Raw genomic sequence first — 12,614 nt, 5'->3', positions numbered from 1 at the left:
TCGGGATTACAGGCAATGGCTGAGAATCAAAACTACGGCACTGGTCGCCGCAAAAGCTCTTCCGCTCGCGTCTTTATCAAGCCGGGTAGCGGTAACATCGTTATCAACCAGCGTTCTCTGGAACAGTACTTCGGTCGCGAAACTGCCCGCATGGTAGTTCGTCAGCCGCTGGAACTGCTGGATCTGGTTGGTAAATTCGATCTCTACATCACCGTTAAAGGTGGTGGTATCTCTGGTCAGGCTGGTGCGATCCGTCACGGTATCACCCGCGCTCTGATGGAGTACGACGAGTCCCTGCGTGGCGAACTGCGTAAAGCAGGCTTCGTTACTCGTGATGCTCGTGAAGTTGAACGTAAGAAAGTCGGCCTGCGTAAAGCACGTCGTCGTCCGCAGTTCTCCAAGCGTTAATTGTTTCTGCCTTCAGGCAGCAGCAGTTACAAAAAACCCGGCGCCTTGCGCTGGGTTTTTTTATGCCTGAAAAACGCGAAAACAGCAGGAAATCCCGTGTTTTTACCGGCAATTCTTTCTCCCCATCCCCACAAGCGGCCTAAAATCTGGTAAACTGACAGTCACTTTGCGCCCGTTAAACGGAGAGCGTCCTGACAGCAAAAGGATGACGTTGCTTCGGCTGGCGGGTGGTTTCGTCAAGCAGGTTAGTCGCCGCGCGGTTGGCTATTCGCACTGTATTCTGGATAAACTTGGAGGTTTTCATGGCTGTCGCTGCCAACAAACGTTCGGTAATGACGCTGTTTTCTGGTCCGACTGACATTTTCAGCCATCAGGTGCGTATCGTACTGGCAGAAAAAGGTGTCAGCGTAGAGATCGAGCAGGTTGAAATGGATAATCTGCCGCAGGATCTGATTGACCTCAACCCGTATCGTACCGTGCCTACGCTGGTCGATCGTGAACTGACGCTGTATCAATCACGCATCATTATGGAATACCTCGACGAGCGCTTCCCGCACCCGCCGCTGATGCCTGTTTATCCGGTTGCCCGTGGCGAAAGCCGTCTGATGATGCATCGTATCGAGCAGGACTGGTACAGCCTGATGCGCACCATTGAAACCGGCACCGCCCAGCAGGCGGAAACCGCGCGTAAGCAGCTGCGTGAAGAACTGCTGGCGATTGCGCCGCTGTTCACCCGTACGCCGTTCTTCATGAGTGAAGAGTTCAGCCTGGTCGATTGCTATCTGGCTCCGCTGCTGTGGCGTTTGCCGCTGCTTGGCGTGGAACTGGTCGGCAGCGGAACTAAAGAGCTGAAAGGCTACATGACGCGCGTCTTTGAGCGTGACTCTTTCCTCGCTTCGCTGACCGAAGCAGAACGCGAAATGCGCCTGCAAGCCCGGGGCTAACGGCTATGGAAATGTCTCAGCTTACCGCTCGCCGTCCTTATCTGCTGCGCGCTTTCTATGAGTGGCTGTTGGACAACCAGCTTACGCCGCATTTAGTGGTGGATATTAATCTGCCTGGCGTACTGGTGCCGCTGGAATATGCTCGCGATGGACAGATTGTGTTAAACATTGCGCCGCGCGCCGTGGGCAATCTGGAGCTGGGCAATGATGAAGTGCGCTTTAATGCGCGCTTCGGCGGCGTTCCTCGTCAGGTTACCGTGCCGATCGCGGCGGTAATGGCTATCTACGCGCGTGAGAACGGCGCAGGCACCATGTTTGAGCCTGAACCCGCTTATGAGCTACAGGATACCAATGAGCTGTCACAGGCGCCGGAAGAAACGGTGATGTCGGTGATTGACGGCGATCGTCCGGATGATGCCGAACCCGATAGCGATAATCCTGATGACGATCCGCCGCCGCGCGGTGGGCGTCCTGCATTACGCGTCGTGAAATAGAAAAAACGGGCCTGAAGGCCCGTTTTTTTATGGCAGATAGCGGCGGATTTTGATCCGCCAGCAGCATAATCAGACTTCCAGGTAATTCATAATCCCTTCAGCGGCTTTACGCCCTTCAGCGATCGCGGTAACCACTAAATCAGAGCCGCGTACCGCATCGCCACCGGCAAAGATTTTCGGGTTAGTGGTCTGGAAGGCGTTATCGTGCCCCTCCGGCGCAATAATGCGGCCCTGCGCGTCCAGCTCAACGCTAAACTGCTCCAGCCAGTCCATTTTGTGCGGACGGAAGCCAAAGGCAATGACCAGCGCATCCGCAGGCAGAATATGCTCAGAACCTGCGACGATTTCAGCACGACGGCGGCCTTGCGCGTCGGGCTGGCCCATTTCAGTACGGGCAACCCTGACGCCGCAGACGCGGCCGTTACCGTTTATTTCCACGCCTAACGGCTGTAGATTAAACTGGAATTCCACGCCTTCTTCACGCGCGTTTTTCACTTCGCGGCGCGAGCCTGGCATGTTCTCTTCGTCACGGCGATAGGCGCAGGTCACGTGCGTTGCGCCCTGACGAATAGAGGTACGGACGCAGTCCATCGCCGTATCGCCACCGCCCAACACCACCACGCGCTTGCCTTGCATATTAATGTAAGGCTGCTCGGTCAGCTCGCCAAATCCCATGATTTGGCGTGTGTTGGCGATCAGGAACGGCAGCGCATCATAGACGCCCGGCGCATCTTCATTTTCAAGCCCGCCGCGCATGGACTGATAGGTGCCGACGCCAAGGAACACCGCATCGAACTCACCGATCAGATCGCTTAACTGTACATCGCGACCGACTTCGGTATTCAGCTGGAACTCGATGCCCATCTCAGTGAACATAGCGCGACGACGCGTCATCACCTCTTTTTCCAGCTTGAAAGCGGGAATACCGAAGGTCAGCAGACCGCCGATTTCAGGATGACGATCGTACACCACCGCTTTAACACCGTTACGGGTCAGCACGTCAGCGCAGGCCAGGCCCGCCGGGCCGGCACCGATAATCGCGACGCGTTTCCCGGTCGGCTTAACGTGCGACAGATCGGGACGCCAACCCATTTCCATCGCTTTATCATTGATATAACGCTCAATGTTGCCGATGGTGACCGCGCCAAACTCATCGTTCAGCGTACAGGAGCCTTCGCACAAGCGATCCTGCGGGCAAACGCGCCCGCATACCTCCGGCAAACTGTTGGTCTGATGCGACAGCTCCGCCGCTTCGATAATCCTTCCCTCATTCGCCAGTTTCAGCCAGTTCGGGATGTAGTTATGTACCGGACACTTCCATTCGCAGTAGGGGTTACCGCATGACAAACAGCGATCCGCCTGAGCTTTCGCCTGGCTTCCCGAAAAAGGTTCGTAGATCTCTACAAACTCAATTTTACGGATCTTGAGCGGTTTTTTCGGCGGATCAACGCGCTGCAAGTCGATAAACTGATAAACGTTTTGACTCATGGTGACCTCTTACTGCGCCTGCACCCGCAGCTCGGCTGCGGAACGACTACGATGCCCCAACAATGCTTTGACATCACTGGATTTTGGTTTGACCAGCGCAAAGCGCGACGACCATTCTGGCCAGTTAGCCAGTATCTCTTCGCCACGTGCCGATCCGGTATGCTGCACATGTTCGGTGATTAAGCCGCGCAGATGCTCTTCATGAATCGCCAGTTCATCCACGCTCAGCACTTCAACCAGCTCCGGGTTAACGCGCTTGCGGAACTCGCCATCTTCATCCAGCACATAGGCAAAACCGCCGGTCATGCCTGCGCCAAAGTTAACGCCGGTTTTACCCAGAACACAGACAATGCCGCCGGTCATATACTCACAACCGTTATCGCCAATGCCTTCTACCACGGTAATCGCACCGGAGTTACGCACGGCGAAACGCTCGCCTGCGCGGCCAGCCGCAAACAATTTTCCGCCGGTAGCGCCATACAGACAGGTGTTGCCCGCGATCGTCGCTTCGTGGCTACGGAACGCTGAACCCACCGGCGGTCGGATAGCCAGTATGCCGCCCGCCATGCCTTTACCGACGTAATCATTGGCGTCGCCGGTCAGAGTTTGCTCGACGCCACCGGCGTTCCAGACGCCAAAGCTCTGTCCTGCGGTGCCGCTGTAATGCACTTTAATCGGATCGGCCGCCAGCCCCTGATCGCCGTGGATCGCGGCGATAGCGCCGGAGAGCGTCGCGCCGACGGAACGATCGGTATTGCGAATATCAAACCAGAACGTTTTGCTCTGCTTCGCTTCCACATAAGGCATCGCCTGCTGTAGCAGCGCTTTGTTCAGATCGCCGTTATCAAACGGCGGGTTGCTGCTTTCGGTGCAGTACACCGCTTTACCCGGCATCGGCGTGGCCGTGACCAGCAGTGAGGAGAGATCCAGGTTCTGCTGTTTGGCGGTAAAGCCCTCAAGCACGGCTAACAGCTCGGTGCGGCCAATCAGATCCACCAGCCGTTTTACGCCCAGCTCCGCCATGATTTCCCGCGTTTCCTGCGCGATAAACTGGAAGTAGTTGGTTACGCGATACGGCAGCCCGTGGTAATGATTTTTACGCAGCTTTTCATCCTGGGTTGCTACACCGGTAGCGCAGTTGTTCAGATGGCAAATTCGCAGGTATTTACAGCCCAGCGCCACCATCGGTCCGGTACCGAAGCCAAAGCTCTCTGCACCCAGAATCGCGGCTTTAATGATATCGCGTCCGGTTTTCAGGCCGCCGTCGACCTGCAGGCGGATCTTATGACGCAGGCCGTTGGCCACCAGCGCCTGCTGCGTTTCGACCAGCCCCAGCTCCCACGGACAACCGGCATATTTCACCGAGCTGAGCGGGCTGGCGCCGGTGCCGCCATCATAGCCAGCGATAGTAATCAAATCGGCATAGGCTTTTGCCACGCCGGTGGCGATGGTTCCCACACCCGGTTCGGAAACCAGCTTCACGGAAATCATCGCTTTGGGGTTAACCTGCTTCAGGTCAAAAATCAGCTGCGCCAGATCTTCAATCGAGTAGATATCATGATGCGGCGGCGGCGAAATCAGCGTCACGCCCGGCACGGAATAACGCAGCTTGGCGATATAAGGGGTAACCTTATCGCCCGGCAGCTGACCGCCTTCGCCAGGCTTCGCGCCCTGCGCCACTTTAATCTGAATCACGTCGGCGTTAACCAGATAAGCGGGCGTCACGCCAAAGCGGCCGGACGCCACCTGCTTAATTCGTGAGACTTTATTGGTGCCGTAGCGAGCCGGATCTTCACCGCCTTCGCCGGAGTTAGAATAACCGCCCAGGCTGTTCATCGCTTCAGCCAGCGATTCGTGCGCTTCCGGACTGAGCGCGCCGATAGACATCGCGGCGGTATCAAAGCGTTTATAGAGTTCGCTGGCAGGTTCAACCTCATCCAGCCTTACCGCCTCGCAACCCGGCTGGATCGCCAGCAGATCGCGCAGCGTTGCGACCGGACGTTCATTCACTTCGCGGGCATAGTGCTGATAATCGCTATATTCACCGCTCTGTACCGCTTTCTGCAGCGTTGCCACCACGTCCGGGTTATAGGCGTGATATTCCCCGCCATGCACATACTTCAGCAGCCCGCCCTGATCGAGCGGCTTACGCTGCAGCCAGGCGCGTTTCGCCAGGTTGACCAGGTCCTGCTGGAAATCAGCAAAGTTAGCGCCATTAATCCGGCTGACCACGCCCTGGAAACAGAGCGAGGAGACATCTTTATGCAGGCCAACCGCTTCGAACAGCTTAGAGCAGCGGTAAGAGGCGATGGTGGAGATGCCCATTTTGGACATGATTTTGTACAGACCTTTGTTGATGCCGTTACGGTAGTTCAGCATCAGCGTACGGTAATCTTTTTCAATCACGCCGCTGTCGGCCATTTTCGCCAGGGATTCATAGGCGAGATAAGGGTAGATAGCGGTCGCGCCGAAGCCTAACAGCACGGCGAAATGGTGCGGGTCGCGCGCGCTGGCGGTTTCAACAATGATGTTGGCGTCACAACGCAGGTTTTTCTCCACCAGACGCGCCTGGATTGCGCCCACCGCCATCGGCGCCGGAACCGGCAGACGATGTTCAGCAATGGCGCGGTCAGAAAGCACCAGCAGCACCGTACCGTTACGCACCATGCTTTCCGCCCGATCGCACAACTGATGCATGGTCGCTTCCAGCGTCTGTTCCGCCGGGTTGAAGGTGCAGTCCAGCGTGTCGGCGCGGTAGTATTCCCCTTCCAGCGTGGTCAACTGACGGAAGTCAGAATAGAGCAGAATCGGCGATTTAAACGAGACGCGATGCGCCTGGCCTTCCGCTTCGCAGAAGACATTCATTTCACGACCGATGCTGGTCGCCAGCGACATAACATGGTTTTCGCGCAGCGGATCGATCGGCGGGTTCGTCACCTGGGCGAACTGCTGGCGGAAATAGTCATAAATAATGCGTGGACGGCTGGAGAGCACGGCGAACGGCGTATCATCGCCCATGGAGCCAACCGCTTCCTGGCCGTTTTCACCCAGCACGCGGATGATCTGATCCAGCTCTTCGCTGCTGTAGGCGAACTGTTTCTGATAGGTCGCCAGCGTGACATCGTCCAGTTCGCGGCTGCCAACCTGATCGCCGGAAAGATCCTCGAACGGCACCAGGCGCTTAACGTTTTTCTCCATCCATGACTGATAGGGATGACGACTTTTCAGATCGTTATCCGTCTCAGCGGAATGCAGAATGCGGCCCGCGCGGGTATCGATAACCATCAGTTCGCCAGGCCCGACGCGACCTTTTTCCAGCACTTCATCGGGCTGGTAATCCCAGATACCGACTTCAGACGCGCAGGTGATCAGCTTGTCTTTAGTAATGACATAGCGCGCCGGACGCAGGCCGTTACGGTCGAGGTTACAGGCGGCGTAGCGACCATCAGACATCACGATGCCCGCCGGGCCGTCCCACGGTTCCATATGCATGGAGTTAAAGTCAAAGAAGGCGCGCAGCTCAGGATCCATATTCGGATTGTTTTGCCAGGCTGGCGGCACCAGCAGACGCATCGCACGGATCAAATCCATTCCGCCGCTGAGAAACAGCTCCAGCATGTTATCCATTGAGCTGGAGTCGGAGCCGGTTTCATTGACAAACGGAGCGGCATCCTGCAAGTCAGGGATCAGCGGCGTCTGGAATTTATAGGCGCGGGCGCGTGCCCACTGACGGTTGCCCGCGATGGTATTAATTTCACCGTTGTGCGCCATATAGCGGAACGGCTGAGCCAGCGGCCAGCGCGGCACGGTATTGGTGGAGAAGCGCTGATGGAACAGGCAAATGGCCGATTCCAGACGCAGGTCCGCCAGGTCAAGGTAGAAGCGCGGCAGGTCAGCCGGCATACAGAGACCTTTATAAATATTGACCTGATTAGAGAAGCTACAGACGTAGAACTCTTTATCGCCCAGCGCTTCAATGCGTTTTTCAATGCGGCGACGCGCCATATACAGGCGACGTTCCATATCACGTGGACGCCAGCCAGCAGGGGCGTTGATAAAAATTTGTTCAATACGCGGCAGAGAGGAGAGGGCGATTTCGCCCAGCACATCCTGATTGGTCGGCACATCGCGCCAGCCCACCACGGAGAGGGTTTCGCGCAGCACTTCTTCTTCGACAATGCGACGGCTGACGCGGGCTTGCTCATCATCCTGGCTCAGGAATAGCATACCGACCGCGTAGTTTTTCGCTAAACGCCAGTTTTGTTCCTGGGCAACGATACGGAAAAAACGATCGGGTTTTTGTAACAGCAGGCCGCAGCCGTCGCCGGTTTTACCATCGGCGAGAATAGCGCCACGATGCTGCATACGAGCCAGGGCGTGAATCGCGGTGCGCACTACTTTATGGCTGGGTTCGCCTTCAATATGAGCGATCAGGCCGAAACCACAGTTATCCTTTTCAAGGGATTTATCGTACAACATTTCAGTGAACCTCCCCAGGCTCTGCGGATTCCCGTCGCCGATGGCAGGCGTAGAAAGGGCTGGCGGCAGGATTGCGTCTGTACGCGCACGTGTCGCTTGCTCCCATTCATAGCCTCAGGCATCGGTGTCACAAGTATTGCGGACTTGTTTCAGAGGGAATCTCAATTACTGCATAAATATGATGAGTGGAACACCCATCCGAAAAGCTTCCAGCGGATTTCCAACTTATCGGGAAAGCGTAAAGAGGTCAAATAGCGTTCTTACTTATGCTTTTTCAGGCTTTGTTTAGTTAATTTATTGTTTTTAAAGAAATTTAACGGTTTTTTTGTGCCGGGAAGCGATGGCCTGCCTCATTATGGAATGTGAGCTGTCTCACTATAGTGCAGCGGTCAAATCGCTGCACCATGCTAGAGCTGGCGCGTATTACAGTATTATCTGCTATTAAAATCCTGTGGAGTGCCGAATGCATCTGTTTTTCTTATGTTGGTTTTTTTACCGGAATCAACGCGACAACATAAGGAAAATTAATTAAGCCAATAATGACTAAAAATCTTCTTAATCTGAATGATTATTCGTTGCGATAAAAGAAAGCGGAAGACATTGCACGGGCATTGCCTTGAAAAGCAGCGGAGTGAGAAAAAGCAGCGTGTGGAAACAGGGTCTTTCAATGTATGCGACTCCATAAAATAGTCAACGTTTTTAAATTGCTAACATTGATTAGCGATGAAAACAGGCTTTGTTTGCACTTTAATCGTGCAGTCCCGACTATTTTTCTGGTGAACGTGAGTTTGAGCTTGCCACGTCCCGCTGGCGGTAAAGTGGGTTATGATGGAAAAAGAGACTCGGAAGGAAGCTGATATGAAACAAATTCGTCTGTTGGCGCAATATTATGTCGATTTAATGGTAAAGCTGGGGTTGATACGCTTTTCACTGCTGTTGGCGTCGGCGCTGGTTGTGCTGGCGATGGTGGTGCAGATGGCGGTCACCATGCTGCTGCGCGGTCATGTGGAAAGCATTGATATGGTGCGCTCCGTTTTTTTTGGGCTGTTGATTACCCCCTGGGCGGTCTACTTCTTGTCGGTGGTCGTGGAGCAGCTGGAAGAGTCGCGCCAGCGGCTGGCCCGGCTGGTGGATAAGCTGGGAGAGATGCGTCACCGCGACCTGGAACTGAACCAGCAGATGAAGCAAACCATCAGCCAGCTTAACCAGGAGATCGCCGACCGTATCAAAGCGGAAGAGGCGCGTTTACTGGTGGTGGATAAGCTAAAAGAGGAAATGGCGCGCCGTGAACAGGCGCAAATCGAACTGGAGCAGCAATCCTCTTTCCTGCGATCTTTCCTTGATGCTTCGCCGGATCTGGTGTTTTACCGCAATATCGATCAGCAGTTTTCCGGCTGCAACCGGGCAATGGAGCTGCTGACCGGAAAAAGCGAAAAACAGCTGATCGGCCTGACGCCAAAAGATGTTTACGATGAAGACGCAGCGACCAAGGTATTGGAAACCGATGAGAAGGTGTTCCGCCATAACGTTTCCCTGACCTATGAACAGTGGCTGCAATATCCCGATGGGCGCAAGGCCTGCTTTGAAATTCGTAAAGTGCCCTATTATGACCGCGTGGGCAAACGCAGCGGCCTGATGGGCTTTGGACGCGATATTACGGAGCGTAAGCGCTATCAGGATGCGCTGGAGAGCGCCAGCCGTGAGAAGACCACCTTTATCTCAACCATCAGCCATGAGCTGCGTACGCCGCTGAACGGTATCGTTGGGCTTAGCCGTATTCTGCTGGATACTGACCTTAATCAGGAACAGCTGAAATACCTTAAAACCATTCATGTCTCCGCCATCACCCTGGGCAATATTTTTAATGATGTCATTGAGATGGATAAAATCGAACGCCGCAAGGTACAGCTTGATAACCAGCCGCTCGACTTTACCGGTTTCCTTGCCGATCTCGAAAACCTCTCCGGCCTGCTGGCCCAGCCGAAAGGATTGAAATTTGTCCTGCAACCGCGGCTTCCGCTGCCGCATAAAATCATCGCCGACGGCACGCGCCTGCGGCAGATTTTGTGGAACCTGATTGGCAACGCGGTGAAGTTTACGCAACAGGGTGAAATCATCGTGCGCGTGGCCTACGAAGCGGAAACGCTGCGCTTTGAAGTGGAAGACTCAGGGATGGGCATCCCGCTGGATGAGCAGGACAAAATCTTTGCAATGTACTATCAGGTGAAAGATCAGCACGGCGGTAAACCGGCGACCGGCACCGGCATTGGCCTGGCGGTGTCGCGCCGTCTGGCTCAGGCGATGGGAGGCGATATCACTGTGCGCAGCCAGCCGGGTGAGGGCGCCTGCTTTACGGTAACGCTGAGCGCGCCGCAAATTGCAGAAGAAGTAGAAGATGAGATGCCAGCGGATGAGATGCCGCTGCCTGCGCTGCATGTGCTGCTGGTGGAGGATATTGAGTTAAACGTTATTGTCGCGCGTTCGGTGTTAGAGAAGCTGGGAAACAGCGTTGAGGTCGCGATGACTGGCCAGGCGGCGCTGGATATGTTCGATCCTGATGAGTTTGATCTGGTGCTGCTGGATATTCAGCTGCCGGATATGACCGGCCTGGACGTGGCGCGCGCGATCCATCAACGTTTTAGCGGGCAGCGGTTACCGCCGCTGGTGGCGCTGACGGCAAACGTTCTGAAAGATAAAAAAGAGTATCTGGATGTCGGCATGGATGATGTGCTCAGTAAACCGCTGGCGGTGCCAGCCTTAACCGCGATGATCAAAAAGTTTTGGGACTATCAGGAGAGCGCGCTAAGCGAACCGCACGCGCAGCTGGATGATAAGAAGCTGTCGTTACTTGATCTGCCGATGCTGGAGCAATATATCGATCTGGTGGGTCCCTCCCTGATTACCCGTAGCCTGGATATGTTTGAACAGCTAATGCCGGGTTATCTGGCGGTGCTGGATTCCAACATGATGGCGCGCGATCAAAAGGGCATCGCTGAAGAAGGGCACAAAATCAAAGGTGCGGCGGGTTCGGTTGGTTTACAGCATCTGCAACAGTTAGCGAAACAGATCCAAAGTCCGGAATTGCCTGCATGGTGGGATAACGTTCAGGAATGGATTGACGAACTCAACCAGGAGTGGCGGCACGATGTAGCCGTATTACGTGAATGGATTGAACAACAGGAAGCGGGACGTTGAAAAAAATGACCCCGGCTTGTGCCGGGGTGCGCGAATACTGCGCCAACACCAGGGAAAAGGTTTGCTCAGGCCATTTCTTAAAAGAGTTAACAAGCGGCACAAGCATGGTATTGGGTAACGCTTTGTCACACCTTAGCAAATCTCAACGTATCTGTTAAATGATTCATTAAAATATGTGATGTGCGCCAGCGTCTGCATACAGAAAACATTAATTTGCTAACACAGTCAAGTAAGGAATTAACTGAGGCCCTATCTTGGCGTCAATTCGAGTTTTTGTAAAGGATTTCATTGCAAAAATCTTTGCATCTTAAGAAGCCAGGCTTAAGTTATCCCTTTTTATCAGGAACCCCTGATTTAGTTTGTGCTGTTATCTATTTAAGTAACTAGATTTAAAGGTTTTATCCCGCTGGGGTAATAGTGGAGAAACGGAGGTAAATAGCGCCGCCATGGGGCTTAAGGTGTATTATTTACTTGCCAGTAATGACTTGTAAACAAAGGCACAAAAAAGATCAATTAAAAGAGCGAAAAGGAGATCTTAGCGCTGGTTATAGCGTAATTTACTTCAGTTAATTTTGTGTTTTTGCCCTTTCTGATGTTGGTTTATCACCCTAATTATAAATTATTTAAATGTTTTTTCTGATGATTCACCAGCGCATTTTTTGGCCTATTCGCCATAAAGTAGCAAAGGGGTTAAACTTTGGAACCGATTCCTTCGAGGCGGAACTCTTTGATGTAACAAGAATTTTACAAGCTCTGAACTTATGAATCAGAAAATAAAGAGAGAAAAAACCGTTTTTTAGCGACGTTTACGCCTGCGGCTGACCGGGCAAAAGAAAGCAATAACAACCGTGATTAATAAGTGAAAAAAACAGTAATGGAAGAGAGAAAATGAAGAAAAATAAAGGGGGGATCCTAAGCATAACCCGGCGCTGGCTGGCGCGCGTGGTGATCGCTATCGTTGGCGTCTGGCTGGCAGGCATTGCACTTTTTGCCTTTTTGCCGGTGCCGTTTTCCGCCGTTATGGCAGAACGTCAGGTTTCGGCGTGGCTAAGCGGTGATTTTTCCTGGGTTGCGCATTCTGACTGGGTCGCCAGAGATAAGATTTCGCCATGGATGCCGCTGGCGGTGATTGCCGCTGAAGATCAAAAATTTCCGTCTCATTGGGGTTTTGATGTCGAAGCGATTGAATCGGTGCTCGATAATCAGAACGGCCGTATGCGTGGCGCTTCCACATTATCGCAGCAAACGGCGAAAAATTTGTTTCTGTGGGATGGGCGCAGCTGGCTGCGTAAAGGGCTGGAGGCGGGACTCACGCTGGGGCTGGAGAGCGTGTGGAGCAAAAAGCGTATTATTACCGTCTATTTAAATATTGCTGAATTTGGCGATGGCATCTATGGCGTGGAAGCCGCTTCACAGCGCTATTTTCATAAATCCGCCAGCCAGCTAACGCTATCAGAGGCGGCGCTGCTGGCGGCGGTGCTGCCGAACCCGCTGCGCTTTCGCGCCGATGCGCCTTCAGGCTATGTGCGTCAGCGTCAGGCGTGGATTATGCGGCAGATGCGTCAGCTGGGCGGCGTGAGATTTATCCAACAGCATAAACTGTAAC

General features: G+C 53.9%; 7 protein-coding genes. 5 read left to right on the top strand and 2 right to left on the bottom strand.

The genetic code is table 11. The features are described from left to right. Window positions 1–15 precede the first annotated feature (15 nt). The 3 genes from rpsI to sspB all read left to right on the top strand — a co-directional run bounded on the left by rpsI (window position 16) and on the right by sspB (window position 1,846). Complete coding sequence (rpsI, locus tag J2X14_RS09935; protein ID WP_085068355.1) at window positions 16–408, top strand: 30S ribosomal protein S9; 393 nt, start codon at window positions 16–18, stop codon at window positions 406–408. 302 nt (window positions 409–710) lie between these two features. After that, window positions 711–1,352: a stringent starvation protein SspA gene (gene sspA / locus J2X14_RS09930; protein ID WP_352411037.1), complete on the top strand. Its 642-nt coding sequence runs from the start codon at window positions 711–713 to the stop codon at window positions 1,350–1,352. Window positions 1,353–1,357: 5 nt separating this feature from the next. Beyond that, a complete protein-coding gene (gene sspB, locus J2X14_RS09925) occupies window positions 1,358–1,846 on the top strand; it encodes a ClpXP protease specificity-enhancing factor (protein WP_352411036.1) in 489 nt (162 codons plus the stop codon). Between the two features lie 69 nt (window positions 1,847–1,915). On the opposite strand, the gene J2X14_RS09920 is transcribed toward sspB, so the two are convergent. Together J2X14_RS09920 and gltB are read right to left on the bottom strand one after the other, a co-directional pair. Beyond that, entirely contained in the window at window positions 1,916–3,334 is a 1,419-nt protein-coding gene (locus tag J2X14_RS09920) for a glutamate synthase small subunit (RefSeq protein WP_352411035.1), read from the bottom strand. A gap of 9 nt (window positions 3,335–3,343) precedes the next feature. Next, the gene (gltB, locus tag J2X14_RS09915) at window positions 3,344–7,813 is read right to left on the bottom strand and encodes a glutamate synthase large subunit (RefSeq protein WP_352411034.1); all 4,470 of its coding nucleotides are present in this window, start codon (window positions 7,811–7,813) and stop codon (window positions 3,344–3,346) included. Window positions 7,814–8,671: 858 nt separating this feature from the next. On the opposite strand from gltB, the gene arcB reads away from it, so the two are divergent. Together arcB and mtgA are read left to right on the top strand one after the other, a co-directional pair. After that, window positions 8,672–11,008 (top strand): aerobic respiration two-component sensor histidine kinase ArcB, encoded by a 2,337-nt coding sequence (gene arcB, locus J2X14_RS09910; protein ID WP_352411033.1) that lies wholly within the window; start codon window positions 8,672–8,674, stop codon window positions 11,006–11,008. A gap of 888 nt (window positions 11,009–11,896) precedes the next feature. After that, window positions 11,897–12,613 (top strand): monofunctional biosynthetic peptidoglycan transglycosylase, encoded by a 717-nt coding sequence (gene mtgA / locus J2X14_RS09905; protein WP_352411032.1) that lies wholly within the window; start codon window positions 11,897–11,899, stop codon window positions 12,611–12,613. Window position 12,614 lies beyond the last annotated feature (1 nt).

The sequence above is a fragment of the Mixta sp. BE291 genome, assembly GCF_031457955.1.
Lineage (GTDB): Bacteria > Pseudomonadota > Gammaproteobacteria > Enterobacterales > Enterobacteriaceae > Mixta.
Note: the sequence above shows the minus strand (reverse complement) of the source record. Positions and strands in the feature narration are given on the sequence as shown.

Coding starts and splice junctions, on each gene's coding strand:
- J2X14_RS09920 (WP_352411035.1), bottom strand. CDS start 3,334: ATGAGTCAAAACGTTTATCAGTTTATCGACTTGCAGCGCGTTGATCCG.
- rpsI (WP_085068355.1), top strand. CDS start 16: ATGGCTGAGAATCAAAACTACGGCACTGGTCGCCGCAAAAGCTCTTCC.
- sspB (WP_352411036.1), top strand. CDS start 1,358: ATGGAAATGTCTCAGCTTACCGCTCGCCGTCCTTATCTGCTGCGCGCT.
- sspA (WP_352411037.1), top strand. CDS start 711: ATGGCTGTCGCTGCCAACAAACGTTCGGTAATGACGCTGTTTTCTGGT.
- arcB (WP_352411033.1), top strand. CDS start 8,672: ATGAAACAAATTCGTCTGTTGGCGCAATATTATGTCGATTTAATGGTA.
- mtgA (WP_352411032.1), top strand. CDS start 11,897: ATGAAGAAAAATAAAGGGGGGATCCTAAGCATAACCCGGCGCTGGCTG.
- gltB (WP_352411034.1), bottom strand. CDS start 7,813: ATGTTGTACGATAAATCCCTTGAAAAGGATAACTGTGGTTTCGGCCTG.